We start from the raw sequence: 25,060 nt of genomic DNA on the forward strand, positions 1-25,060 counted from the left end.
TCGTGCAAATTCTGTGTACCGCCGGTACAGCACCTGTAACGCTTCCACGACTCTTCTTTCGCGTACGGTCACGGATCGGGCACCGCGCTTGACGTGTCAGTGCCCTCCGGCAGACTTGGCCGGGAATGGCACTTTCGATCACTGAGCCGGCGCCGATGGGGGACACGGAACATGAGCCAGGACGGCCCGCACGGCCGGTATACGGGGCGCGCGCTGGCGGGTGGCCGGTACCAGCTGCGCGACCTGCTCGGCGAGGGCGGCATGGCCTCGGTGCACCTCGCCTACGACTCGGTGCTCGACCGCCAGGTCGCGATCAAGACACTCCACACCGAACTCGGCCGTGAACAGGCCTTCCGCGAGCGCTTCCGCCGCGAGGCCCAGGCCGTGGCCAAGCTCACGCACACCAACATCGTCTCCGTCTTCGACACCGGTGAGGACGCGCTCGACGGCTCGACGATGCCGTACATCGTCATGGAGTACGTCGAGGGCCGCCCGCTGGGCTCCGTACTCGACGAGGACGTACGGCAGTTCGGCGCGATGCCCGCCGACAAGGCGCTGAAGATCACCGCGGACGTGCTGGCGGCGCTGGACATCAGCCACGAGATGGGCCTGGTCCACCGGGACATCAAGCCGGGCAACGTGATGATGACCAAGCGCGGTGTCGTGAAGGTCATGGACTTCGGCATCGCCCGCGCCATGCAGTCCGGGGTCACCTCGATGACGCAGACCGGCATGGTCGTCGGCACCCCGCAGTACCTCTCCCCGGAGCAGGCGCTCGGCCGCGGCGTGGACGCGCGCAGCGACCTGTACTCGGTCGGCATCATGCTGTTCCAACTGGTCACCGGGCGGCTCCCGTTCGACGCGGACTCGCCGCTGGCCATCGCCTACGCGCATGTCCAGGAGGAGCCCGTCGCGCCCTCCTCGATCAACCGTTCGCTGCCGCCGGCCGTGGACGCGCTCGTCGCCCGCGCGCTGAAGAAGAACCCGAACGAGCGCTTCCCGAACGCCGAGTCCATGCGCGAGGAGTGTCTGCGGGTGGCGTCCTCGCTGCACGCGGCGGCCCCGAGCATCGTGCCGGGGGCCCCCGCGCAGAGCGGCTCCGGTGTCGGCTCCGCGGTGTTCCCGCCGGTCGACCAGGCGGCCCCGGCGCCCACCGGCCCCGTACAGACGCCGTACCCGGGCCCGTACCACCACGGCACTCCGGCGCCCACGCCGCCCTCGCCCGCCTACGGCTATCCGCAGCAGCCGGGCTACCAGACGCCGGCCTCGGTCGGGTTCGGGCAGCAGGGCCTCTCCACCCCGCCGCCGTACAACCTGAACCCGCAGCACCCGACGCCGACCCCCGGCGCAGGCGGCGGCAGAAGCAACAGGCCCGTGATCATCTGCGCGGTCATCGTCGCTCTCGTCGTGATCGTCGCGCTGATCGGGCGCCTGGCGTCGGCCAACAGCGGCTCGGCCGACAGCGGTTCGGACGACCTGGGCGGCAGCGACAGCGGTTCCAGTGAGAGCGCTTCGGTGACGGCCGTGGAGGGCCACCGCGACGGCGACACGACGAAGACGATCGAGACGACCGCGTGCACGGAGCCGGAGGAGTCGTACAACGACCCCACCGAGATCCAGATCCCGGACTTCCAGTTCAAGTACATCGACTCGGTCAAGTCCTGCCTCCAGGCCGCGGGCTGGAAGGTGAAGACCAGAGCCGAGGACGAGAACACCTACGGCCAGGGCACGGTGATGGAGCAGTTCCCGGCGGCCGGCACGGACGTGGACCCCAAGAAGATGCCCCAGATCCAGCTGAACGTCTCGACGGGCGACCCGTCCTGACCCCGTGACGCGGAAGGGCCCGGCAGCAACCGCTGCCGGGCCCTTTGAACATGTAACGGGTGTCTACCTGTACGGGTCTCTACAGGTACGGACCGCCCACCCGGCCGCCGCCCGGCTGGCCCTCCTCGCCGCCGTCACCGACACCCGGCGGCAGCGCCCGGCGCATCTGCTCCAACTGCGCCCGCGCCGCCATCTGCTGGGCGAACAGCGTGGTCTGGATCCCGTGGAAGAGTCCCTCCAGCCAGCCCACCAACTGCGCCTGAGCGATGCGCAGTTCCGCGTCGCTCGGGATCGCCGTGTCCGTGAAGGGCAGCGAGAGCCGCTCCAGCTCCTCGACCAGCTCCGGCGCCAGACCGTCCTCCAGCTCCTTCACCGAGCTGGCGTGGATCTCCTTGAGCCGCACCCGGCTCGCCTCGTCGAGGGGAGCCGCACGCACCTCCTCCAGGAGCTGCTTGATCATGCTGCCGATCCGCATGACCTTGGCGGGCTGTTCCACCATCTCCGTCACCGGGATCTCGCGGGAGTCCTCGTCCCCGGTGCCACCGAGCGCCATCCCGTCCTGGCCCACGACCAGGATCTGAGGCTTCTCCGGTGACCTTTCGTTCCTCGGCATCTCCATGCCGCCATTCTCTCGCACCCGTACACCTCACCACCGTGGTGCCCCCCTCGTAAGGTGATCCACCGTTTGCCCGAACCCGGAATGCCGGGAAACCTGCCCGATGTGACGCTTGTCCCGTGACTCCATGGCTGCGCACCACGGGACTGCTGCTTGTGCTGGGCACGGGCACGGTGGCGAATCCGTACGGGGGTGTTCCGGCGTACGGGGTGGGAGCGGGAAGTACCGGGGGCGCCGGGGGTGGCCGTACGACGGTCACGGCACCCGCGTCCGCCTCCGCCACCGCCCTGAAGCCCGCCGCTGGTCCCGATCACCACGATCAGGCCCCCGCCCAAGCCCCCGCCCAGGCCCCCACTCACGCCTCCGCCGAGCCCTCCCGGGCCGGAAGCCAGGCCGGTGAAGGACGGGAACGACCGGGGCGGACGGCTCGGCCGAGCGCAGACGCGGACGAGGACGAAAACGGAGGCGACGACGGGGACGCGGCCAAGCCGACGGCGGACGAGGACGGCACTTCGGCCGCTCCGACGCCCGCCGACTCCGCGTCGCCGTCCCAGGCAGCGGCGGTCGTGCCGTCCACGCCACCGCTCCAGCCCGTGCACCAGTCCGTCACCCACGCCGAGGACCCGGCCGAGCCCGTGCTGCGGATCCTCCCGCTGGGCAGCGGCCTGATCCTCATCGGACTCGGCCTGGGCCTCGCCTTCATCGGCCTCCGGGTGCGCCGGGGTTAGGGCCTGTCCAGTCCGGCCTACGGCGCGACGAGCAGGACCTTGCCGATGTGGCCGCTGTCCTCGACCACCTGGTGCGCTGCCGCCGCCTCGCTCATCGGCAGCTCCCGGTCGACGACCGGACGGACCTGGCCGGACTCGATCAGCGGCCACACATGCTCGCGTACGGCGGCGACGATGGCCGCCTTCTCGCCGAGCGGGCGGGCCCGCAGCGAGGTCGCGCTGATCGCGGCCCGCTTGCCGAGGAGGGCGGCGATGTTGAGTTCGGCCTTGATGCCGCCCTGTAGCCCGATGATCGCGAGCCGCCCGTTGACGGCGAGGGCCTGGACATTGCGGTCCAGGTACTTGGCGCCCATGTTGTCGAGGATGACGTCGGCGCCCGCACCGCCCGTGGCCCGCGCGATCTCGGCGACGAAGTCCTGCTCGCGGTAGTTGATGAGGACGTCCGCGCCCAGCTCGGCGCAGTAGTCCAGCTTCTCCTTGGTACCGGCCGTGACGGCGACCTTCGCGCCGACCGCCTTGCCGAGCTGGATCGCCATGGTGCCGATACCGCTGGAACCGCCGTGCACGAGCAGGGTCTCGGCGGGGCGGAGGTGGGCGACCATGAAGACGTTCGACCAGACCGTGCAGACCACCTCGGGCAGCGCGGCGGCCGACTTGAGGTCGATGCCCGGCGGCACCGGCAGCAGCTGCCCGGCCGGAACGGCGACCTTCTGCGCGTAACCGCCGCCCGCGAGCAGCGCGCACACCTCGTCGCCGACCGACCATCCGGACACCCCGGGGCCGACCTCGGTGATCCGGCCGGAGCATTCGAGGCCGGGGTAGCGGGACGCGCCGGGCGGCGGGTCGTAGAAACCCTGGCGCTGCATGATGTCGGCCCGGTTGACCGCGGTGGCCACCACCTCGACCAGCACCTCGCCGTCGCCGGCCACCGGATCGGGGACCTCGTCCCACACCAGCGCCTCGGGCCCACCAGGTTCGGAAATCGTGATCGCATGCATGAGGCCGACGCTACTCCTCGTCATACGGCGGAACGCTGAGGGTCGATCACTCCGGCAGCGGCCGGGTGTGCGGCGCGACCTGCGAGCCCGGCGAGACCCGCACGATCGTGATGAGCCGGTCGGTCAGCTGAAGCGTCCCGATCGACGGGTCGTCGTAACCGAGCACCCGGTGCCCGCGTACGACGCTCACCACCAGGTCGTCCGTCTCGCGCGGTGTCCTGCCCACCTCGGCCTTTATGACGGGCCGCTCGGTCATGTCGAGTCCGCTGCCCTGCTGGATGAGGTCCTCCATGACCATGCCGGCGGCGGGGCTGAGCACGGACAGGCCGAGCAGCCGGCCGGCCGCGCTGGCACTGGTGATGACGGCGTCGGCGCCGGACTGCTTGAGCAGCGGCGCGTTCTCCTCCTCGCGCACGGCGGCCACGATCTTCGCGCCGCGGTTGAGCTGCCGGGCGGTGAGGGTCACCAGCACGGCCGTGTCGTCGCGCTGGGTCGCGATGATGATCTGCCGTGCCTTGTGCACCTCGGCACGCTTCAGGACCTCGCTGCGGGTGGCGTCCCCGACGACCCCGACGTACCCGTCGCTGCTCGCGGCCTCGATCGCCTTCGCACTGGGGTCGACCACGACGACCTGTTCCTTCCTCAGCCCCGTCGCACACACGGTCTGGATCGCCGACCGCCCCTTCGTACCGAAGCCGATGACGACGGTGTGATCCCGCAAGGTGGACCTCCAGCGATTCAGGCGCCATTCCTCCCGGGTGCGTTCGGTGAGGACTTCGAGGGTGGTGCCGACCAGGACGATCAGGAACAGCACGCGCAGGGGCGTGACGACGAGGATGTTGGTGAGCCGGGCGCCGTCGCTGACCGGGGTGATGTCGCCGTAGCCGGTGGTCGAGAGGGTGACCGTGGCGTAGTACAGCGCGTCGAGGAAGTCGACCGAGCCGTCCGAGTTGTCGTTGTAGCCGTCGCGGTCGGCATAGACGATCAGCGCGGTCGCGGCCAGCAGGAACAGCGCGATGGACAGCCGTTTGGCGACCTGCTGGAAGGGGTGCTCGACCACTTTCTTCGGGAGTTTCACCCGATGGGTCACGAGATGTTCGTCCGCCTGGCGGGCGATCGCGTCATGGCCCGACTGTTTCACGTGAAACACACCCCGATTCCGGCGACTGCCCAGGGCAGATCGATGAGTTCCGTCCGCTGCCCCTGCCGCGCCCCACCCGGCGGTACGACCGCGAGGGCGTCGGCCGCCGCGATCCCACGCAGCATGGCCGGTCCGTTGTAGTGCAGCGGAATCGCGGAGTCGCCGCGCAGCACGGCGGGGATGAGCCGCGTGTCGTACGGGTGCCCGTGCACCGCGTCCTGGAGGGGCAGCGCGTACGGCTCCGGGGCGGGGTGCGCCGACAGGGTCCGCAGCAGCGGTTCGGCGAGGGTGAGCAGGCCGGAGATCGCGGCGAGCGGGTTGCCGGGCAGGCCCACGAGGTGCTGGTCGTCCTTGATGCGGGCCAGCAGCATGGGGTGGCCGGGGCGCACCTTGACGCCGTCCACGAGGAGTTCGGCGCCCAGGCGGCGCAGGGTGGGGTGGACGTGATCGACCGGGCCGGAGGCGGTGCCGCCGGTGGTGACGACGAGGTCGGCGGTGCTGGCCGTGATCGCCTTGTGCAGCGCCTTCTCGTCGTCGCGCAGTCGGCGGACCGCGGTGACCTCGGCGCCGAGCGCGCGCAGCCAGGACGGCAGCATCGGGCCGAGCGCGTCCCGGATGAGCCCGTCGTGGGGCAGTCCCTCGGTGAGCAACTCGTCGCCCAGGATGAGGACTTCGACCCGGGGGCGGGGTACGGCGGTGAGCGTGTCGTAGCCGGCGGCCGCGGCGAGGCCGAGCACCGCCGGGGTCACCAGGGTGCCGCCGGGCAGCAGGTGGTCGCCGCTGCGGCACTCCTGTCCGCGCGGGCGGATGTCCTGGCCGTGTCCGACGTCCCGGGCCGCGTGGAGGCGGCCCTTGTCGTCGGTGCGGCCGTGCTCGCTGCGGATGACGGCGGTGGTGTCGGCGGGGACCCGGGCGCCGGTCGCGATCCGCACGGCCTCGCCGTCGCCGAGCGGCTCCGACTCCGCGTGTCCGGCCAGCACCCCGTCCTCGCGTACGGCCCAGGGGCCGGGGCCCGCGACCGCCCAGCCGTCCATCGCGGAGGTGTCGAACGAGGGCAGGTCGCTCAGGGCGACGAGCGGCGCGGCCAGGACCAGGCCGAGGGCGGAGTCGAGGGGCACGGAGACGGGGGCGCGGTGGCCGCCGGACCGTGCGGCGCGCGCGGCGACGGCCCGGGCCTCGGGCCACGGGGTGGCCTTGTGCTGACGGGTGTCCGACGTGCGGGGTGCGCCGGGGGTTCGGGGCGTGCCCTCCGGTGGGGGCGGGGGCTCGGCCTGCCCGCCGGTGCCGGCTTCGTTCACGAGGGCGAGTACCTCCTCGACGTCGAGGTCCTCGACGTCCTGGGCATGCTGGGCATGCTCGCCGACGTGCGTGTGCGTGCCGCGCGCGGTCATCCGACGGCGTCCGGACCGGGGGCGTCGGACGGGGCGTCCGGCTTGGTGTCGGGCCCGGTCCCCGTCCCCGTCCCCGTCCCCGTCCCCAGGGTGCCCGGTTTGGCGTCGGACCCCGTCCCGGCGGTGTCCTCGTCCGCCCAGCGCAGCGCGAGGGCGGCGGCCTTGCGGGCCGCCTCGGCGACGGCCTCGGGTCCGCCCTTGCCCTGTGCCGCCGCGTAGCCGACCAGGAAGGTGGTCAGCGGGGCGGCGGGCCTGGCCACTCCGTGGGCGGCGTCGCGGGCGAGGTCGAGCAGGATGCCGGTGTCGACGTCCAGGTCGATGCCCAGTTCGTCCTTGACTGCGGAAATCCATTCATCCAACACGTGCCCATGCTCCCTGATGCGTGCCCTGGCGATGGCGAGGTCGTCCCAGGTGTCGCAGTCGAAGGACGCGACGGGGTCGGGGACGCGGGTGAGTTCGAGCGCGGCGGTCAGGCGGCGCAGGGGCAGCCCGGTGAGGCCGCTGTGCTCGGAGGTGAGTGCGGTGAGTTCCCGGCGGAGGGCCCGCGCGCTGTACGCGGCGACGAGCGGCTGGTCGCGGCCGTCGGCGTCGGTGAGCAGCGCGCCGTGGGTGCCGTCGGTCCGCAGGGCGGTCAACAGCCGCCGTACGGTTGCCGGTTCGAGGAACGGCAGGTCGGCGGAGAGGACCAGGACGGTGTCGGCCGTGGTGTGGCGCAGGCCCGCGTCGAGCGCGGCGACCGGGCCCGCGCCGGGCGGGTCCTCGCGCGCCCAGCGCACCGGCCGGGGGGTGGGCCGGGGGTCGGCGACCACGACGGTGGTGCGGGCGTCGGCGCAGGCGGTGAGCACCCGGTCGAGCAGGGCCCGGCCGCCCACCCGCAGCCCGGGTTTGTCGGCACCGCCGAGCCGCCGGGCGGCGCCACCGGCGAGCACGACGGCGTCGTACGCGTCGCCGGGCGCGGAGTCGGGGGGCTCGTACGCGGTCACCCCCCGAGTATGCGGGCCGCCCTGATCACAGGGAACTTGTGCGGGCTTCCGTGATCACAGGTTGCGCAGCAGCACCGCCGGCTGTTCCACACAGTCCGCCACATACCGCAGGAAACCGCCCGCCGTACCGCCGTCGCAGACCCGGTGGTCGAAGGTGAGCGAGAGCTGCACGACCTGGCGGACGGCCAACTCCCCTTCGTGCACCCAGGGCTTGGGGACGATCCGGCCGACGCCGAGCATCGCCGCCTCGGGGTGGTTGATGATCGGCGTGGAACCGTCGACGCCGAACACCCCGTAGTTGTTCAGCGTGAAGGTCCCGCCGGTGAGGTCCCCGGGGGTCAGCGTCCCGGCCCGGGCCGCCTCGGTGAGCCGGGCGAACTCCGCGCTCAGCGCCTCCGCGTCCCGTGCGCCCGCGTCCCGTACGACGGGTACGACGAGTCCGCGCTCGGTCTGCGCGGCGAACCCGAGGTGCACCCGGTCGAACCGGACGACCTCCCTCGCCTCCATGTCCACACTGGAGTTGAGCTCGGGGAACCGGGCCAGCGCGGCCGTACAGATCCGGGCCAGGAGCGCCAGCACGGAGATCTTGGGCCCGGCCACGGCGTTCATCGCCGCGCGGGTGCGCATCAACTCGGTCGCGTCGGCGTCCACCCAGCAGGTCGCGTCCGGGATCTCACGGCGACTGCGGGAGAGCTTGTCGGCCACGGCGCCTCGGATGCCGCGGAGGGGGGTGCGGGTGACTCCGTCGGCAGGGGAGATGGCGGCCGTTGCCGAGGGCATGGCGGTGGGAACCGTCGCCGGGGGCAGCAGGGTCGCTTCCTGGGCGGTCGCCTCCTGGGCCGCCGCCGCGCGGAGCGCCTTCTCGACGTCCGCCCGCAGGATCAGCCCGTCCCGCCCGGAACCCGTCAACTCCCGCAGTTCCAGGCCGTTCTCGCGCGCGAGCCGTCGTACGAGCGGGGAGATCACGGGTACGGGACCGTCGCCGCGGCTACCAGTCCCGGCGGCGGGGGCGGGTGCAGGCGCGTCCGCCACCGAGGTCACGACGTCCGCGGCCATCCGCCGCACCCTGCGCCGCCGCGCGGGAGGCGCCCCCGTGCCGTAGCCCACCAGCACGTTGCCCGAGCCCTCGGTGTCAGCGGTAGGTGCGCCCACCGCGACCGTCAACAGCGGGGCGCCGACCGGGAGTTCGGTGCCCTCCTCGCCGTAGCGGGCCGTGACGACGCCGCCGTAGGGGCAGGGGACCTCGACCATCGCCTTGGCCGTCTCGACCTCGACGACCGGTTGGTCGATGGCGACGACGTCGCCGACCTGGACCAGCCAGCGCACGATCTCCGCCTCGGTGAGGCCCTCGCCGAGGTCGGGGAGCTTGAACTCCAGTACCTGTGCCATCAGTTGTCCGCCTCCCATTGCAGGCGTCCCACGGCGTCCAGGATCCGGTCGACGCCGGGCAGGTGGTGCCGCTCCAGCATCGGCGGCGGGTACGGGATGTCGAACCCGGCGACGCGCAGCACCGGTGCCTCCAGGTGGTGGAAGCAGCGCTCCGTGACGCGGGCCGCGATCTCGCCGCCCGGGCCGCCGTAGCCGCCCGACTCGTGTACGACGAGGGCGCGGCCGGTGCGCCGTACGGACGCGCAGACCGTCTCGTCGTCGAAGGGCACCAGGGAGCGCAGGTCGACGACTTCGAGGTCCCAGCCCTCGGCGCGGGCCGCCTCGGCGGCTTCGAGGCAGACGGGGAGGGAGGGGCCGTAGGTGATGAGGGTCGCGCTGCTGCCCGGGCGGCGGACCACGGCGCGTCCGATGGGTTCAACGGGTGAGGGGTCTTCGGGGTTCCAGGTGTCCTTCGACCAGTAGAGGCGCTTGGGCTCCAGGAAGACGACCGGATCGTCGGAGGCGATCGCGGCGCGCAGCAGGCCGTAGGCGTCGGCGACCGTGGCGGGGGTGACGACGTGCAGGCCCGGGGTCGCCATGTAGTAGGCCTCGGAGGAGTCGCTGTGGTGCTCGACGCCGCCGATGCCGCCTCCGTAGGGGACGCGGACGGTGATCGGGAGGGGCATGGCGCCGCGGGTGCGGTTGCGCATGCGGGAGACGTGGCTGATGAGTTGCTCGAACGCCGGGTAGGCGAAGGCGTCGAACTGCATCTCGACGACCGGGCGCAGGCCGTACATCGCCATGCCGACGGCCGTGCCGAGGATGCCGGCCTCGGCGAGCGGGGTGTCCGTGCAGCGGTCCTCGCCGAACTCCTTGGCGAGGCCGTCGGTGACGCGGAAGACGCCGCCGAGGGTGCCGACGTCCTCGCCCATGACGTGCACGGTGGGGTCGGCGGCCATGGCGTCGCGGAGCGCACGCGTGAGGGCCTGCGCCATGGTGGCGGGTTTGAGGGCGACGGTGGTCATGAGTGCGTCCCCTCCCGCTCGGCCGCCAGCTCCGCCGCCAACTGGTCGCGCTGTTCGCGCAGTTGGGGGGTGGGTTCGGCGTACACGTCGGCGAACAGGTCCATGGGGTCGAGCACCGGGTCCTGGTTCATGTGCGCGCGCAGCTCGGCCGCCATGGCGTCGGCGGCGTCGTGGGCGGCCTGGATGCCTGCCTCGTCGATGAGGCCGCGCTCGGTCAGCTCGTGCTCCAGGAGGGCGATCGGGTCGTGCGCGCGCCAGGCCTCGACCTCGGTCTCGCCGCGGTAGCGGGTCGCGTCGTCGGCGTTGGTGTGGGCCTCGATGCGGTACGTGATGGCCTCGACGAGCGTGGGACCGCCGCCCTCGCGCGCGTGCCGTACGGCCTGGCTGAGGACCTCGTGGACGGCGACCGCGTCGTTGCCGTCGACCAGGCGGCCGGGCATGCCGTAGCCGACGGCCTTGTGGGCCAGGGAGGGGGCCGCGGTCTGCTTGGCGAGGGGTACGGAGATCGCGAAACCGTTGTTCTGGACGAGGAAGACGACCGGGGCCTGCCAGACGGCGGCGAAGTTCAGCGCCTCGTGGAAGTCGCCCTCGCTGGTGCCGCCGTCGCCGACCATGGCGAGCGCGACCACGTCGTCGCCCTTGAGGCGGGCCGCGTGGGCGAGGCCGACGGCGTGCGGGAGTTGGGTGGCGAGCGGGGTGGAGAGGGGGGCGATGCGGTGCTCGCGCGGGTCGTAGCCGGTGTGCCAGTCGCCGCGCAGCAGGGTGAGGGCCTCCACGGGGTCGAGGCCGCGGGCGACGGCGGCGAGGGTGTCGCGGTAGCTGGGGAAGAGCCAGTCCTGCTCCTGGAGGACCAGCGCGGCGGCGACCTCGCAGGCCTCCTGGCCGGTGGTGGAGGGGTACACGGCGAGCCGGCCCTGCTTGGTGAGGGCGGTGGCCTGCGCGTTGTACCGGCGGCCCGACACCAGCTGGGCGTACAGGCGGCGCAGCAGCTCGGGGGCGGCCTGCGCGGCGGCCTCGGTGCCGAGCACGCGGTACGGCACCGCGTCGGGCAGCAGCGGCGCGGGGTCCGTGCGCGGCTGCCAGGCGGGCGGCGGTGTGGGCTTGTACGCGCCCCGCTGCTCCATGACCGTCATGACGGCACCTCCTCGGGGGAGTGGCTCGGAGAGACGCCTCGGACGTACGGCGCCTCCCTACCGATTGTTCGGTCGTCGGCACATTTTGGCTACACGCGGCTCCAGGCTGTGGACAAACGGTTCTCCACAACCTGGAATGAACGCAGTACGTCCATGGTAGGGAGGCGGGGGGACATGGCACCTGAACAAATGGCCGACGGCCCGGAGGCGGGACGCGAGCTGCCGCCCCCGCGCCCGCTCGACGCCATCGATCAGGACATCCTCCAGATGCTCCAGGCGGACGGCCGCGCGTCGATACGGTCCGTCGCCGAGCGGGTGCACGTCTCGCGCGCCAACGCCTACGCGCGGATCAACCGGCTCATCGAGGACGGTGTCATCCGCGGCTTCGGCGCCCGGGTCGACCACGAGCGGGCGGGGCAGGGCACGTCGGCGTACATCACCCTGAAGATCGTGCAGAACTCCTGGCGGACGGTCCGCGAGCAGCTGAGGCTCCTCCCGGGTGCCTCGCACATCGCGCAGGTGGGCGGCGACTTCGACGTGCTGCTGCTGGTGCACACCCTGGACAACCGGGCGTTGCGCGACCTGGTCCTCAACCGGCTCCAGGCGATCCCCGAGGTGCTCAGCACCCGCACCCTGCTGGTGTTCGAGGAGGAGGACCTGGAGCCCGAGGGCTGACCCCGGCCCCACCCCGGCTCAGTGCGGGGCGCGCAGTCCGGAGAACACCAACTGGGCCACCGCGTCGGCCACTTCGCGCTCGCCCATGCCCCGTCCGTCGGGCCGGTACCACTCCACGATGGAGTTGATCATCCCGAAGACGAGCCGGGTCGCGAGCCGTACCTCCACGTCGCCGCGCAGATCGCCGTCGGCTGCCGCGGCCTTCAGCAGGTCGGCCACCCGGTGGTCGAAGTCCCGGCGCCGCTCCAGGGCCCACCGCTCGGTGTCGGTGTTGCCGCGCACCCGAAGCAGCAGCGTCACGTACGGCAGCTCGGAGGTCAGCACCTCGACCATGCGCCGTACGACGTACTCCAGCCGGTCGACGGCACGCCCCACGCGCGCGTGCTCCTCGTCGAGGATCCCGAAGAGACCGTCCAGGGCGCGGCTGACCGCGCGGCGCAGCAGTTCCTCCTTGCCGGTGACGTGGTGGTAGATCGACGACTTGGAGATGCCGGCCGCCTTGGCGAGGTGCTCCATGGAGGTGCCGTCGTAGCCGCGCTCGATGAAGACCTGGACGGCGACGGAGAGCAGGCTCTCGGGGGTGTACGTGTCGCGCTTGGCGGTGGTCATGGGGTGCCCTCCCGCTTCTCGGTGGCGTACGCGTGGCGGTAGAGCGCCAGGGACGGCGCGTACCGTCCCGACGGATCACGCAGGTGCAGGTCGTCCAGGAGGTCGTAGGCCCAGCTGCGGCCGAGCCTGCGGCTCCATTCGAACGGACCCAGGGGGTAGTTGACACCAAGGCGCATCGCGGTGTCGATGTCCTCCTCCGTGGCGACGCCCTTGGCGACGGCGTCGTGCGCCAGGTCGACGATCCGGGCGACCGTGCGGGCGACGATCATCCCGGGGGCGTCCCCGATGACGCTGACGTCCTTGCCGAGCGCCTGGAAGAGGCCGATCGCCTCGGAGAGGGTCCCCGAGGCGGTGTCCTGGGAGGCGGACAGGGCGATGCGGCCGGCCCTGCGGTAGTCGAGGGCGAGGTCGAAGTAGACGACGTCACGGAACTCGACGGAGGTCTGTCCGTCGGCGAGCGCCAGCTGTCCGCCGCCGGGCAACACCATCCGGGTGCCGTGGTCCTCTTCCTCCTCGCGGACGACGATGCCCGCCTCGCGGATCAGCGCGACCAGGTCGGCGGCGGGGCCCATGTCGCCCTCGACGACGACGTAGGCGGGCGCCTGGGCCGGTTCCGCGGTGTGCGGTTCGGGCAGCTCGGCGTCGTCCCCGTGGTCGTACCAGCCCTGTCCGGTCTTGCGGCCGAGGCGGCCGGACTCGACCAGGCGGCGCTGGGCGAGCGAGGGCGTGAAGCGGACGTCCTGGAAGAAGGACTGCCACACGGAGTGGGTGACGGACTCGTTGACGTCCTGGCCGATGAGGTCGGTCAGTTCGAAGGCGCCCATCTTGAAGCCGCCGGACTCGCGCAGGATCGCGTCGATGGTGGCCGGGTCGGCGGCCTGTGCCTCGTAGACGGCGAAAGCCTCGGCGTAGAAGGGCCGGGCGATGCGGTTGACGATGAAGCCGGGGGTGTCCGCGCAGGCGACGGGGGTCTTGCCCCAGGCGCGGGACATCTCGTACGCGCGCGTGGCCGACGTGACGTCGGTGGCGAACCCGGAGACGACCTCGACGAGCGGCAGCAGCGGGGCCGGGTTGAAGAAGTGCAGGCCCACGAAGCGGCCGGGGTTGCGCAGGGCGGCGCCGATCGCCGTCACCGACAGGGACGAGGTGTTGGTGGCGAGCAGACAGTCGTCGCCGACGATGTCCTCCAGGTCGCGCATCAGCTGCTGTTTGACGTCCAGCCGCTCCAGCACGGCCTCGACGACCAGGGTGCAGTCCGCGAGCTCGGCGAGGATCTCGGCGGGCAGCAGCCGGGCGTGTGCGGCGTCCCGGTCGGCGAGGGTCAGCCGGTCCTTCTCCACGAGGCGGTCGAGCCGGGCGCCGATCGCGGCGGTCGCGTCCCGGGCCCGCCCCGGGACGGTGTCGTACAGCCGTACGACGTGACCCGCGGTCAGCGCGACCTGGGCGATGCCCTGGCCCATGGTGCCGGTGCCGACGACGGCCACGGGGCTGCTGAGGTCCAGTGCTGTCATGTCCGCGATCCTCCCGCACGGGGTTTTCCACAGATGCGGCGGACCCCCTTGTCCCGACCGATCGTTCGGTTACTCTAACTCTGACCGCCTGTTTCCGCCCCTGATCCTTGCCCTGTTCCTGCCCAGGTCATGAGCTCGCAGACGAGTTGACGAGTTCTTGAGAAGAGGAGTTGGTACCGCATGGCCGCCGAACCGACCGCGCACGAGCTGATCGCCCGGCACCGGCCGACACTCGACCAGGCGCTCGAAGCGATCCGCACGCGCGCGTACTGGTCCCCCCACCCCGAACACCCCAAGGCCTACGGCGAGCACGGCAGCCTGGACGCGGCGGCGGGCAAGGCCGCTTTCGACGCCCTCCTGGGCACCCGCCTCGACCTCGGCCAGCCCGGCACCGACGACTGGGTGGGCGGCGAAGTGTCGCCGTACGGCGTCGAGTTGGGCGTGACGTACCCGCACGCGGACCTCGACGTCCTGCTGCCGGCCATGCGCGCCGGGCAGCGGGCCTGGCGGGACGCGGGCGCGGAGACACGTGCCGTGGTCTCCATCGAGATCCTGAAGCGGATCAGCGACCGGACGCACGAGTTCGCCCACGCGGTCATGCACACCAGCGGCCAGGCCTTCATGATGGCGTTCCAGGCAGGCGGCCCGCACGCCCAGGACCGCGGTCTGGAGGCGGTGGCGTACGCGTACGCGGAGCAGGTCCGCACGCCCGCCGTCGCCGAGTGGACCAAGCCCCAGGGCAAGCGCGACCCGCTCGTCATGAACAAGGAGTTCACGCCGGTCCCGCGCGGCACCGCCCTGGTCATCGGCTGCAACACCTTCCCCACGTGGAACGGCTATCCGGGCCTGTTCGCCTCCCTCGCCACCGGCAACGCGGTCCTGGTGAAGCCCCACCCGCGCGCGGTACTGCCGCTCGCGCTGACCGTCCAGATCGCGCGCGAGGTGCTCACCGAGGCCGGCTTCGACCCGAACCTCGTGGCGCTCGCCGCCGAGCGCCCCGGCGAGGGCATCGCCAAGACGCTCGCCACCCGCCCCGAGATCCGGATCATCGACTACACCGGGTCGACCGGTTTCGGCGACTGGCTGGAGGCCAACGCCCGCCAGGCGCAGGTCTACACGGAGAAGGCCGGCGTCAACACGGTCGTCGTCGAGTCGACCGACGACTACAAGGGCATGCTGTCCAACCTGGCGTTCTCGCTGTCCCTGTACAGCGGCCAGATGTGCACCACCCCGCAGAACCTGCTGATCCCCCGCGACGGCATCACCACCGACCAGGGTCCCAAGTCCTACGACGAGGTCGTCGCCGATCTCGCCCGCGCGGTGGACGGTCTCCTGGGCGACGACGCCCGCGCGAACGGGCTGCTCGGCGCGATCGTCAACCCGGACGTGAAGGCCCGGCTGGAGGCGGCCGCCTCCCTCGGTGAAGTCGCCCTCGCCTCACGGGAGATCGTCAACCCGGAGTTCCCGGGCGCGGTCGTCCGCACGCCGGTGATCGTGAAGCTGGACGGGGCCAAGCCGGACGACGAGGCCGCGTACATGAGCGAGTGCTTCGGCCCTGTCTCCTTCGCCGTGGCGGTCGACTCCGCGTCCGACGCGGTGGAGTTGTTGCGGCGGACGGTGCGGGAGAAGGGGGCGATGACTGTCGGGGCGTACACGACCGACGAGGTGGTCGAGAAGGCCGTCGAGGAGGTCTGCCTGGAGGAGGCCGCCCAGTTGTCGCTGAACCTGACTGGTGGGGTGTTCGTCAATCAGACTGCCGCGTTCTCCGACTTCCACGGGTCGGGTGGCAATCCGGCGGCGAATGCGGCCCTGTGTGATGGGGCGTTTGTCGCCAATCGGTTCCGGGTTGTCGAGGTTCGTCGGGACGCCTGATAGCTCGGGGGGGGTGCGGTTGTTGTGCGACCGAAGGTCCGTCGTGGCTGGTCGCGCAGTTCCCCGCGCCCCTAAAGGGGCGCTCCAGTGGACCAGTGATACAGGGTCATCGCCACGCTCGTCGCCAGGTTGTAGCTGGAGACCTGGGGGCGCATCGGCAGGGACACCAAGTGGTCCGTACGCGCGCGTAGTTCGGCCGACAGGCCGCTGCGTTCCGAACCGAAGGCCAGGACAGCGTCGTCCGGGAGCTTCATGCCCCGGATGTCGTCGCCCTCCGGGTCCAGGGCGAACACCGGGCCCGGAGGGAGTTCTTCCACCGTCAGGCGTTCCACGGCTGTCGCGTAGTGCAGGCCCGCTCCGGCGCGTACGACCGTGGGGTGCCAGGGGTCGAGCGTGCCGGTGGTGACCACCCCGGTCACGCCGAAACCGGCGGCGAGCCGGATCACGGCGCCCGCGTTGCCCAGGTTGCGCGGGTTGTCGAGGACCACGACGGGGGTACGGCGGGGCGTGTGCCCGAGCTGCTCCAGATTGGCCGCGCGCGCGGGACGTACCGCCAGGGCCGCCACCCCTGTCGGGTGGGGGCGTGGGACGAAGGACCGGTACGTGGTCTCCGGGACCTCCGTCAGCAGGGCGTCCAGGGTGTCCCGTACGTCGGGGGCCAGGTCGTCGGCGAGGGCGAGGGCCGCCTGGCGGTCCGTGGTGACCGCCAGCGAGACCTCGGCGCCGAAGCGCAGCGCGTGCTTGAGGGCGTGGAAGCCGTCGAGCAGCACGGAGGTGTCGGCGAGCCGGTGCCAGTCGGCCGCTGCGGGGTCGGTCATGCGGTGAAGCCTACGTGGCTGTGCTCGGGGTTCTCCGGGGCCCGCGGCTCCCCCGGATCCGCGTCGTCCGGCGCCGTAGGGCCGCCCCGCGTGAACCACCGTCCACGCGTGCGTGCCGCCCAGCCGCCGAGCCGGCGCAGGAACGACGTCGGCAGGAAGACCGCGTCCGTCGCGATCATCGCGAGGGAGAAGAACGGCAGCCCGAGGAGGACGGCGATCGCCGCGTGCTCGGTCATCATCAGGGCCAGCAGGACGTTCTTGACCCGCCGGTTGAAGAGGGTGAACGGGAAGGCGACCTGCACGATCACCGTCCCGTAGGTCACCAGCATCACCATCGTGCCGCTGGAGGACAGCACGTCGGCGAGGCCGGGCCAGGGGGAGAAGTAGTCCAGGTGGAGGGGGTAGTAGACGGCGGTGCCGTCCTGCCAGCGGGAACCCTGGATCTTGTACCAGCCTGCCGTGGCGTAGATCAGACAGGCCTCGGTCGCGACGACGAGCAGGGCGCCGTTGTGGATCACGTTCGCGACGACGTCCAGCAGCACCCGGGGCTCGTACGACTTCGCGTAGCGCGCGACCGCCCACCACAGGGCCTGCGCCAGCCAGACGCACCACAGGAGCGCGGGCACGAACCAGTCGCTGTCGAACCGGCCGGCCGAGGTCACCGCGACGAGCACCGCGCCCAGCACGACCCACAGGACGGGCCCCACCCGGTCGGGAATCCGCTCGCCACGCGCGCGTGCGGCCCGGCGCGCGTCGAGGGACCAGACCTGGCCGCAGCGGGTGAACACCAGGTAGATCGACATCAGATGGAGGACGTTGTCGCCGCCGTCGCCCATGAAGACGCTGCGGTTCTGGAGTGAGAGGACGCCGACCATGAAGAGCACGGACGTCGTACGGGTGCGCCAGCCCAGCAGGAGCAGGACGCTCGCCAGGACGGCCAGCGCGTACACCGTCTCGAACCAGAACTGCCCGTCCGACCACATCAGTGCGGTGAACGCGCCGTTGTCCGCGATCAGTCGGCGGGCCAGATCCCAGCTCCACGGTCCGTCGGGGCCGTAGAGCTCCTGGCGGTGGGGCAGTTCGCGGAGCAGGAACAGCAGCCAGGTCGCGGCGAAGCCGATGCGGATCACGGCGCTCTGGTACGGGCCGAGGGCCGACTCCGTGACGCGGGTGATGCCGCGGGAGACCGACGGGGCGAAACCACTCACCGGACACCTCCCGCGCCCTCGTCCGCCGGAACCGTCCACCAGGGCAGCACACGGTACTGGGGCGTGGTCGACACCTGCTCGTCACTCCACTCGGGCGGGGGCACGTTGGTGGTGACGGAGCGGACCTGGACGCGCTGGACGGTGCCGCCCGCCCCGGCCGCGTCGTCCCGCCCCAGGCGCAGCACGACGATGCGGCGCAGATACGTCTCCGCGAGCGTGCCGCGCACGCCGATCGCCTTGTTGTCGGCGTCGTGCGTGGCGGTCAGGAAGTCCCAGGCCCGGCGCAGCTCGTTCTGCTCGGTGTGGCTCGGCAGCAGATTGCCGTCGATGGCCACGCCGTCCTCGGCCGACAGGTCGTACCAGCCGGTCGTACGGGTCGCACCGGCCGCCGTGCGGATGTCGGCGCGCACCTGGACCTCGATGTTCTGCTGCAAGGGGTTCGGCGCGAACAGCTTCCAGTTCTGCTCGAACTCCGGGTAGATCCATTCGTCGATCGCCTTGCCGTGCTGCTTCGTCACCGTGTTCGAGGGCGCGACGTGCAGGAACACCATCCCGAGATGCACGAGGGCGGCGACCGCGACGATCGCGACCGCCAGCGCGGCGCCCACCTGGTAGCGCAGGGACAGCGCGGCGACACCGACGGGTGGGTCCGGTGCGGGCGGGGGCGAGGGAGGGGGCGGAGGCGGGTGCGGGGGTTGCTGCGCGGGGACGTGCGGCCCCTCGGGGGCGTTCGAGCCTCCGTCGTTCGCGTCCATTCCGCCCCGTCTCCGATTCCGGTCCGTCGCACGGAACGGTACTCAGCCCCGCGCTCCGGGCACAGTCCCGGTCCTCACAGGCCGTGCACGTTGGCATGTCGTCGGCATGTCGTCCATGGGACGACCGGCCGACCCGTTCCCTTCTTCTAGAACGTGTTCTATCTTGACGCTCCGTCAGATCAGGTCTTGCGGAAGGACGGGAACCGTGGACTTCACCTTCAGCGAGGAGCAGCAGGCGGCGGCCGAGGCGGCGGCGGGGGTGTTCGCCGACGTCGTGCCGGACTCCGTGCCCAGTCCGGCGGACACCACGGGTGCCGTCGCCGAGGACTTCGACCGGGCGCTGTGGGCCCGGCTCGCCGAGGCCGACCTGCTGAGCCTGCTGCTCGACGAGGAGTACGGCGGCGCGGGCCTGGACGCCATCGCCCTGTGTCTGCTGCTGCGGGAGTCCGCGAAGGTGCTGGCCAGGGTGCCGCTCCTGGAGAGCAGCGCCGCCGCGGCGGCCGTACAGGCCTTCGGGAGCAAGGAGCTGCGGTCCGGCCTGCTCGCCCGGGCGGCCCGCGGTGACCTCGTGCTGACCGTCGCCGCGCACGGGCGGACCGGCCACGACCCGGCCGAGCTGGCCGTGACGGCTCGGCGGGACGGTGACCGGTGGCTGTTGGACGGGGTGCAGACGGCGGTGCCGTGGGCCTTCGACGCGGACCTGGTCGTCGTACCGGCGCACACGGACGCCGACCGGAGCGTCCTCGCGCTGGTCGCCCCGGACCGGGACGGCGTCGTACTCGCCGAGCAGATCTCCACCACCGGCGAACGGCTCGCCGAACTGCGCCTGGAATCCGTGCCGATCGCGGTGGTCGACGTCATCGACGCCGACGGCGCCTGGGAGTGGCTGCGCGACCTGCTGACCGCCGGCACCTGCGCGCTGGCCCTCGGGCTCGGTACGGCCGTCCTGCGCATGACCGCCGAATACACGGGCAAGCGGGAGCAGTTCGGGTTCCCGGTCGCGACCTTCCAGGCCGTCGCCGTACAGGCCGCCGACCGGTACATCGACCTGCGCGCGATGGAGGCCACGCTGTGGCAGGCCGCGTGGCGCATCGCCTCGGGCGCACCGGGCGCGCTGCCCGCCGCCGCGGATCTGGCGGTGGCCAAGATCTGGGCGGCGGAGGGGGTACGACGGGTCGTGCAGACCGCGCAGCATCTGCACGGAGGGTTCGGCGCCGACACCGAGTACCCCCTGCACCGGTACCACGCCTGGGCCAAGCACCTGGAGCTGTCGCTCGGCCCGGCGTCGGCACACGAGGAGGCACTGGGGGATCTGCTGGCGGCGTATCCGCTGGGCTAGGGCCTCCGAAGTGCTAGAGAACGAAGCCCGGTTGGCCCTCGTCCGTGACGACCGGGCGGCCCGCGGCGGCCCAGACCTGCATACCGCCGTCGACGTTCACGGCGTCGATGCCCTGCTGGGTCAGATACGTGGTGACCTGGGCGGAGCGCCCGCCGGAGCGGCAGATCACATGGACCCTGCCGTCCTGCGGCGCCGCCTCGGTCAACTCGCCGTACCGGGCCACGAATTCACTGAGGGGGATGTGCAGCGCCCCCGTGGCGTGACCCGCCTGCCACTCGTCGTCCTCGCGGACGTCCAGCAGGAAGTCGCCGTCCTTGAGGTCGCCGACCTCGACCGTGGGCACACCAGCTCCGAAACTCATGACTCGACGCTACCCGACTGTCCCGCCGACGTGTCGGGCTCCCCGAGCAGGGCCGCCAACTCGGCCTCTCGCTCGGCGACTTGGGCGAGCAGCTGGTCCGCGATCTCGTCCAGGAGCCGGTCGGGGTCGTCCGGGGCGATCCGGAGCATGGAGCCGATGGCGCCCTCCTCCAGTTCCCGGGCGACGAGGGTGAGCAGTTCCTTGCGCTGGGCGAGCCATTCGAGGCGGGCGTAGAGCTCCTCGCTGGGGCTCGGGCCGCGCTCCACCGGGGCCGGTCCCGCGGCCCACTCCTCGGCCAGTTCGCGCAGCAGCGGGGCGTCGCCGCGGCTGTAGGCGGCGTTGACCCGGGTGATGAACTCCTCGCGCCGCTTGCGCTCGCCGTCGTCCTGCGCCAGGTCGGGGTGGGCCTTGCGGGCCAGCTCACGGTAGAGCTTGCGGGCCTCCTCGCTGGGGCGCACCCGCTGCGGGGGCCGTACCGGCTGGTCCGTGAGCATCGCGGCGGCCTCCGGGAACAGGCCGTCGCCGTCCATCCAGCCGTGGAACAGCTCCTCGACCGCCGGCATCGGCATGACCCGGGCCCGGGCCTCGTCCGCGAGGCGGATGTCCTCGGGGTCACCGCTGCGCGCGGCCTTGGCCTCGGCGATCTGCGCGTCCAGTTCGTCGAGCCGGGAGTACATCGGGCCGAGTTTCTGGTGGTGCAGCCGGGAGAAGTTCTCGACCTCGATGCGGAAGGTGTCCACCGCGATCTCGTACTCGATCAACGCCTGCTCGGCGGCCCGCACGGCCCGCTCCAGCCGCTCCTCGGGCCGGGGCGCCGCACCGTCCGCCGGGCCGATGCCGACCGCGGCGCCCCCGGCTTCCTCGCGTACGGAACCCTCGCCCGCCGCGGCTCCGGCGGCGGACGGCACCTCGGCGCCCGCCTGCTCCGGCACCGGTTCTCCGACGGGTGCGGACTGGGACTGCTCAGCTTCCGGGGTCGTCACCCGACCAGCGTAGGCCACGGCCGCCCCGCGCCTGTGGACAGTCGGCCGCCGACCACTCGGCCGACAGGTCCCGGCAGGCGACGAGCAGCGTGCCGGGGCGGCCCCACCGGGACCTCACACCCCCAGCTCCGCCGCGATCCGCCCCGACCGCACGGCCCCCACCAGTTCCGCGTGGTCCGCCTCGGTGCGGTCGGCGTAGGCGACGGCGAACGTCGCTATGGCGTCGTCCAGTTCGTCGTTCTTGCCGCAGTACCCGGCGACCAGGCGCGGGTCGGCGCTGTGGGCGTGGGCGCGGGCCAGGAGGGCGCCGGTCATCCGGCCGTAGTCGTCGATCTGATCGGCGGCGAGGGCGGCGGGGTCGACGCTGCCCTTGCGGTTGCGGAACTGCCGTACCTGGAACGGCAGTCCGTCGACCGTCGTCCAGCCCAGCAGGATGTCGCTGACGACCTGCATCCGCTTCTGCCCGAGCACCACGCGCCGGCCCTCGTGCGGGACGGCGGGCGCGTCGAACCCGGCGGTCAGCAGATGCGGCACCAGCGCCGAGGGGCGGGCCTCCTTGACCTGGAGGACGAGCGGTTCGCCGCGGTGGTCGAGGAGCAGCACGACGTACGACCGGGTGCCGACGCTGCCCGTGCCGACGACGCGGAAGGCGACGTCGTGCACCGTGTGCCGGGCGAGCAGCGGGAGGCGGTCCTCGGAGAGCGTGTCGAGGTACTCCTCCAGGGACGCCGCGACCGCCGCGGCCTCCTCGTCCGGGATCCGGCGCAGCACCGGTGAGGCGTCGACGAAGCGGCGCCCGCCGTCCTCGGCGGCCTCGGTCGACCTGGCCGCGAACCGCCCGCTGGTGTTGCCCCGCGCCTTCTCCGAGACCCGCTCCAGCGTGCCGAGCAGGTCACGGGCGTCGGCGTGGGAGACCAACTCCTCGTCCGCGATGGCGTTCCACGCGTCCAGCACCGGGAGCTTCGCCAGCAGCCGCATGGTCCGGCGGTAGGAGCCCACCGCGCCGTGCGCCGCCGTACGGCAGGTGTCCTCGTCGGCGCCGGCCTCCCGGCCCGCGAGCACCAGGGAGGCGGCGAGCCGCTTGAGGTCCCACTCCCAGGGGCCGTGCACGGTCTCGTCGAAGTCGTTCAGGTCGATGACCAGGCCGCCGCGGGCGTCGCCGTACAGGCCGAAGTTGGCCGCGTGGGCGTCGCCGCAGATCTGGGCGCCGATCCCGGTCATGGGGGTGCGGGCGAGGTCGTGGGCCATCAGGCCCGCCGAACCGCGCAGGAAGGCGAAGGGGGTGGCCGCCATCCGCCCCACCCGTATCGGTGTGAGCCCGGGGATACGGCCGCGGCCGGACTCCTCGACGGCGGTCACCGCGTCGGGGCGGGAGGCATCCAGGTCGAGCGCGGCGTGCGCGCCACGCGGGACGCTCTCCCGCAGCGCCTTCCCCTCTTCCTTGGGCGATCCCTCCACCGGCCAGGTGGCGAAGCCCCGCACTCCGGGCAGCCTACGCCCCACACCGATTCCGGTCTCGGTCATACCGACCGCCTCCCCCGCACTTCCGCACGCACGAACATCAACTCGCGACGACCGTACAGCGGGTGGCGAAAACACGTCAGACCCTGTGGACAACTCGGACCTGTGGACAGGGCCGCGCCTGTGGAAAACCCACGTGCCCTCAGCAGCCCCCCGACTCCCACCCCTCGGGCAGATGCACCTTGGCCCACTCGCCGAGTTCCCGGAGCGCCGGCTCCAGGGCCTTGCCGGCCTCGGTCAGCCGGTACGAGACGCGCAGCGGCGGGCCCTCGGCGACCTCGCGGACGAGCAGGCCGGCGGCGCCGAGTTCGGTGAGCCGGTCGGAGAGCATGCGCTCGCTGATGCCGGGGATGGCGCGGCGCAGGTCGGAGAAGTGCATGGGCTGTGCCATCAGGACGGCCACGATCGGTCCGGTCCAGCGCTTTCCGAACAGCTGGAAGACACGGGTGATGCCCTTGTCGACCTGTTTGCACAGGTCCGTGTCGTGTTCCTGCTCGACCGTCATGGCTTCAGGGTACTGCCCTCTCGAATGGGGATGAAAAAAAGTAAGTACCTGTGTTATTCATAGTCGAGTACGAAACTTCAGCTGCTGAGCAAAATGTTGGCTCGGCTAGCCCAGCCCCCCTGGAGACCCCCATGGCCACGCTTCTGCACATCGACTCCTCCGTGTTCCCCGCCGGCGCCTCCGCCTCCCGCGCGGTCGCCGACGCCTTCCGCACGTCCTGGGAGGAACAGCACCCGGAGGGCACGGTGATCCACCGCGATCTCGCCGCGCACCCCGTCCCGCACATCACCGCCGACGCCCACACCGCGGGCTTCGCCGACCCGGCCACGCACACGCCCGAGCAGGCGGCGGCCTTCGCGGAGCGCGTGCGGCTCATAGAGGAGCTGGAGCAGGCGGACGCGGTGCTGATCGGCGCCCCGATGTACAACTTCGCCATCCCCTCGACCCTGAAGGCCTGGCTGGACAACGTGATCCTCATGGGCCGCACCGCGGGCACCGAGGACTCGAAGATCAAGGGCACCCCGGTCACCGTGATCGCCAGCCGCGGCGGCGCCTACGGCCCCGGCACCCCGCGCGAGGGCTTCGAGTACGTGCAGACGTATCTCCGCGCGGTCTTCGTCGACGCCCTCGGCACGGAACTGGAGTTCATCGTCCCGGAGCTCACCATGGCCCCGCAGAACCCGGCGATGTCCGACCTGGTCCCCCTCTACGAGGCGTCCCGCGAGCGCGCCCTCGACGACGCGGCGACCAAGGCCAAGGAGTTGGCGGAGCGGCTCGCCGCCTAGAGGCTGTGATCGTCCTCACCTGAGGTGAGAACCACGCAAGAAGAAGCCCCCCAGGTACGGGACCCTGAGGGGCTTCCGTCGTGGAGCACACCGGTGAGCCACGCCCGCCTCTCCTGCCGCCACGCGATGTGATGCGGAGGTCCGCTCAGGAGTTGGCCTTGACGAACTTTCGGGTGCCGAGCGCGAGCGAGCCTGTGACCAGCACGCAGGCGACGACGACGGCGCCGAGCACCGAGCCGGTCGCGTAGTGGCCGAGGAAGAGGTCGCGCATTCCGTCGACGATGTACCGGAACGGGCTGAAGCGGGACAGCACCGAGAGCCAGCCCGGCGCGAACGTCATCGGCAGCAGGATGCCCGAGAGCAGCATCAGCGGGAGAACCACCGTGTTGATCACCGGCGCGAAGAGGTACTCCGTCGGCAGGCTCAGCGCCAGAAGGTACGACAGTGAGGCCAGGCTGATCGCGAGTGCCAGGACCAGCACGAACCCTGCCACCACACCCAGTACCGGTGCCCGCAGTCCGAACGCCACGGAGACCACGGTCAGCAGCGCGGCCTGGATGAGCATCACCACCGCGTCCCGCATGACCCGGCCGAGCAGCAGGGCCAGCCGGCTCACCGGCGTCACCCGCATGCGCTCGATCACGCCGGCCCGCATGTCCGGGATCAGGTTGAACCCGGCGTATCCGGCGCCGAACAGACCGAGTTGGACGAGCAGTCCCGGCACGTACTCCTGCCAGGCGTTGTGACCCGGCGTGTCCGGCAGCGCCTTCTCCAGCATCGGGCCGAACAGCAGGAGATAGAGCACCGGCTGGACCATGCCGATGACGACGCTCATCTTGCTCTTGAGCGTGGTGTCCATGTACCGCCGGAAGATGAGCAGCGAGTCATTGATGATCTGCACGACCGGTCCT

24 protein-coding genes are annotated in these 25,060 nt (G+C 71.8%); 6 read left to right on the forward strand and 18 right to left on the reverse strand.

All coding sequences use genetic code 11. The features are described 5' to 3' along the window. Positions 1 to 171: 171 nt before the first annotated feature. Entirely contained in the window at positions 172 to 1,824 is a 1,653-nt protein-coding gene (locus tag ACWIHT_RS33365) for a protein kinase domain-containing protein (protein WP_456172034.1), read from the forward strand. 79 nt (positions 1,825 to 1,903) lie between these two features. Here ACWIHT_RS33365 and ACWIHT_RS33370 read toward each other — a convergent pair whose 3' ends face one another. Continuing rightward, positions 1,904 to 2,443: a bacterial proteasome activator family protein gene (locus ACWIHT_RS33370; RefSeq protein ID WP_019073519.1), complete on the reverse strand. Its 540-nt coding sequence runs from the start codon at positions 2,441 to 2,443 to the stop codon at positions 1,904 to 1,906. Positions 2,444 to 2,559: 116 nt separating this feature from the next. Here ACWIHT_RS33370 and ACWIHT_RS33375 point away from each other — a divergent pair, with 116 nt between their 5' ends. Continuing rightward, the gene (locus tag ACWIHT_RS33375) at positions 2,560 to 3,168 is read left to right on the forward strand and encodes a hypothetical protein (RefSeq protein WP_456172036.1); all 609 of its coding nucleotides are present in this window, start codon (positions 2,560 to 2,562) and stop codon (positions 3,166 to 3,168) included. Between the two features lie 17 nt (positions 3,169 to 3,185). Here the strand turns inward: ACWIHT_RS33375 and ACWIHT_RS33380 are convergent, their stop codons facing one another. From ACWIHT_RS33380 to pdhA, 7 genes are read right to left on the reverse strand one after another with little or no spacing between them, the layout of a single operon-like run. Further along, complete coding sequence (locus ACWIHT_RS33380) at positions 3,186 to 4,166, reverse strand: NAD(P)H-quinone oxidoreductase (protein WP_456172037.1); 981 nt, start codon at positions 4,164 to 4,166, stop codon at positions 3,186 to 3,188. Between the two features lie 46 nt (positions 4,167 to 4,212). Then, the gene (locus ACWIHT_RS33385; protein WP_456172039.1) at positions 4,213 to 5,307 is read right to left on the reverse strand and encodes a potassium channel family protein; all 1,095 of its coding nucleotides are present in this window, start codon (positions 5,305 to 5,307) and stop codon (positions 4,213 to 4,215) included. After that, positions 5,304 to 6,698 (reverse strand): molybdopterin molybdotransferase MoeA, encoded by a 1,395-nt coding sequence (locus tag ACWIHT_RS33390; protein WP_456172041.1) that lies wholly within the window; start codon positions 6,696 to 6,698, stop codon positions 5,304 to 5,306. The genes ACWIHT_RS33385 and ACWIHT_RS33390 overlap by 4 nt, the downstream gene beginning before the upstream one ends. Then, positions 6,695 to 7,681 carry an NTP transferase domain-containing protein gene (locus ACWIHT_RS33395; RefSeq protein ID WP_456172042.1) on the reverse strand — a complete coding sequence of 329 codons (987 nt, stop codon included), beginning with the start codon at positions 7,679 to 7,681 and terminating at the stop codon, positions 6,695 to 6,697. Before ACWIHT_RS33395 ends, ACWIHT_RS33390 begins: the two co-directional genes overlap by 4 nt. A 54-nt stretch (positions 7,682 to 7,735) precedes the next feature. Further along, positions 7,736 to 9,070: a dihydrolipoamide acetyltransferase family protein gene (locus ACWIHT_RS33400; protein WP_456172044.1), complete on the reverse strand. Its 1,335-nt coding sequence runs from the start codon at positions 9,068 to 9,070 to the stop codon at positions 7,736 to 7,738. Continuing rightward, a complete protein-coding gene (locus ACWIHT_RS33405) occupies positions 9,070 to 10,074 on the reverse strand; it encodes an alpha-ketoacid dehydrogenase subunit beta (protein WP_456172045.1) in 1,005 nt (334 codons plus the stop codon). The genes ACWIHT_RS33400 and ACWIHT_RS33405 overlap by 1 nt, the downstream gene beginning before the upstream one ends. Next, the gene (gene pdhA, locus ACWIHT_RS33410; protein WP_456172046.1) at positions 10,071 to 11,207 is read right to left on the reverse strand and encodes a pyruvate dehydrogenase (acetyl-transferring) E1 component subunit alpha; all 1,137 of its coding nucleotides are present in this window, start codon (positions 11,205 to 11,207) and stop codon (positions 10,071 to 10,073) included. Before pdhA ends, ACWIHT_RS33405 begins: the two co-directional genes overlap by 4 nt. Before the next feature lie 174 nt (positions 11,208 to 11,381). Here pdhA and ACWIHT_RS33415 point away from each other — a divergent pair, with 174 nt between their 5' ends. Next, complete coding sequence (locus ACWIHT_RS33415; RefSeq protein ID WP_374192817.1) at positions 11,382 to 11,882, forward strand: Lrp/AsnC family transcriptional regulator; 501 nt, start codon at positions 11,382 to 11,384, stop codon at positions 11,880 to 11,882. Between the two features lie 18 nt (positions 11,883 to 11,900). On the opposite strand, the gene ACWIHT_RS33420 is transcribed toward ACWIHT_RS33415, so the two are convergent. Both ACWIHT_RS33420 and ACWIHT_RS33425 read right to left on the reverse strand, forming a co-directional pair. Further along, positions 11,901 to 12,491: a TetR/AcrR family transcriptional regulator gene (locus ACWIHT_RS33420; protein ID WP_456172048.1), complete on the reverse strand. Its 591-nt coding sequence runs from the start codon at positions 12,489 to 12,491 to the stop codon at positions 11,901 to 11,903. Next, complete coding sequence (locus tag ACWIHT_RS33425; protein ID WP_456172050.1) at positions 12,488 to 14,002, reverse strand: 3-hydroxyacyl-CoA dehydrogenase; 1,515 nt, start codon at positions 14,000 to 14,002, stop codon at positions 12,488 to 12,490. The genes ACWIHT_RS33420 and ACWIHT_RS33425 overlap by 4 nt, the downstream gene beginning before the upstream one ends. A 180-nt stretch (positions 14,003 to 14,182) precedes the next feature. Between ACWIHT_RS33425 and paaN the strand changes: the two genes are divergently transcribed. Continuing rightward, positions 14,183 to 15,874 carry a phenylacetic acid degradation protein PaaN gene (gene paaN, locus ACWIHT_RS33430; protein WP_456172051.1) on the forward strand — a complete coding sequence of 564 codons (1,692 nt, stop codon included), beginning with the start codon at positions 14,183 to 14,185 and terminating at the stop codon, positions 15,872 to 15,874. A gap of 71 nt (positions 15,875 to 15,945) precedes the next feature. On the opposite strand, the gene ACWIHT_RS33435 is transcribed toward paaN, so the two are convergent. The 3 genes from ACWIHT_RS33435 to ACWIHT_RS33445 are packed head-to-tail and all read right to left on the reverse strand — an operon-like array spanning position 15,946 to position 18,655. Next, the gene (locus ACWIHT_RS33435; protein ID WP_456172052.1) at positions 15,946 to 16,692 is read right to left on the reverse strand and encodes a TrmH family RNA methyltransferase; all 747 of its coding nucleotides are present in this window, start codon (positions 16,690 to 16,692) and stop codon (positions 15,946 to 15,948) included. Next, positions 16,689 to 17,900 carry an HTTM domain-containing protein gene (locus tag ACWIHT_RS33440; RefSeq protein WP_456172053.1) on the reverse strand — a complete coding sequence of 404 codons (1,212 nt, stop codon included), beginning with the start codon at positions 17,898 to 17,900 and terminating at the stop codon, positions 16,689 to 16,691. The genes ACWIHT_RS33435 and ACWIHT_RS33440 overlap by 4 nt, the downstream gene beginning before the upstream one ends. Next, a complete protein-coding gene (locus tag ACWIHT_RS33445; RefSeq protein ID WP_456172054.1) occupies positions 17,897 to 18,655 on the reverse strand; it encodes a DUF5819 family protein in 759 nt (252 codons plus the stop codon). The genes ACWIHT_RS33440 and ACWIHT_RS33445 overlap by 4 nt, the downstream gene beginning before the upstream one ends. A 205-nt stretch (positions 18,656 to 18,860) precedes the next feature. Here ACWIHT_RS33445 and ACWIHT_RS33450 point away from each other — a divergent pair, with 205 nt between their 5' ends. Further along, positions 18,861 to 19,994 carry an acyl-CoA dehydrogenase family protein gene (locus ACWIHT_RS33450; RefSeq protein WP_456172055.1) on the forward strand — a complete coding sequence of 378 codons (1,134 nt, stop codon included), beginning with the start codon at positions 18,861 to 18,863 and terminating at the stop codon, positions 19,992 to 19,994. A 13-nt stretch (positions 19,995 to 20,007) separates the two neighbouring features. On the opposite strand, the gene ACWIHT_RS33455 is transcribed toward ACWIHT_RS33450, so the two are convergent. From ACWIHT_RS33455 to ACWIHT_RS33470, 4 genes are all read right to left on the reverse strand, one after another. Continuing rightward, complete coding sequence (locus tag ACWIHT_RS33455; protein WP_456172077.1) at positions 20,008 to 20,337, reverse strand: rhodanese-like domain-containing protein; 330 nt, start codon at positions 20,335 to 20,337, stop codon at positions 20,008 to 20,010. Positions 20,338 to 20,351: 14 nt separating this feature from the next. Then, a complete protein-coding gene (locus ACWIHT_RS33460; RefSeq protein WP_456172056.1) occupies positions 20,352 to 21,338 on the reverse strand; it encodes a J domain-containing protein in 987 nt (328 codons plus the stop codon). Positions 21,339 to 21,452: 114 nt separating this feature from the next. After that, positions 21,453 to 22,862, reverse strand: coding sequence for a DUF2252 domain-containing protein (locus tag ACWIHT_RS33465; RefSeq protein ID WP_456172057.1), 1,410 nt, complete (start codon positions 22,860 to 22,862; stop codon positions 21,453 to 21,455). A 139-nt stretch (positions 22,863 to 23,001) separates the two neighbouring features. Then, positions 23,002 to 23,364: a winged helix-turn-helix transcriptional regulator gene (locus ACWIHT_RS33470; protein ID WP_456172058.1), complete on the reverse strand. Its 363-nt coding sequence runs from the start codon at positions 23,362 to 23,364 to the stop codon at positions 23,002 to 23,004. A gap of 131 nt (positions 23,365 to 23,495) precedes the next feature. On the opposite strand from ACWIHT_RS33470, the gene ACWIHT_RS33475 reads away from it, so the two are divergent. Continuing rightward, positions 23,496 to 24,149: an FMN-dependent NADH-azoreductase gene (locus tag ACWIHT_RS33475; protein ID WP_456172059.1), complete on the forward strand. Its 654-nt coding sequence runs from the start codon at positions 23,496 to 23,498 to the stop codon at positions 24,147 to 24,149. Positions 24,150 to 24,294: 145 nt separating this feature from the next. Here the strand turns inward: ACWIHT_RS33475 and ACWIHT_RS33480 are convergent, their stop codons facing one another. Beyond that, entirely contained in the window at positions 24,295 to 25,050 is a 756-nt protein-coding gene (locus ACWIHT_RS33480) for an ABC transporter permease (protein ID WP_456172060.1), read from the reverse strand. Between the last annotated feature and the right edge of the window lie 10 nt (positions 25,051 to 25,060).

Source organism: Streptomyces sp. NPDC002276, assembly GCF_053891435.1.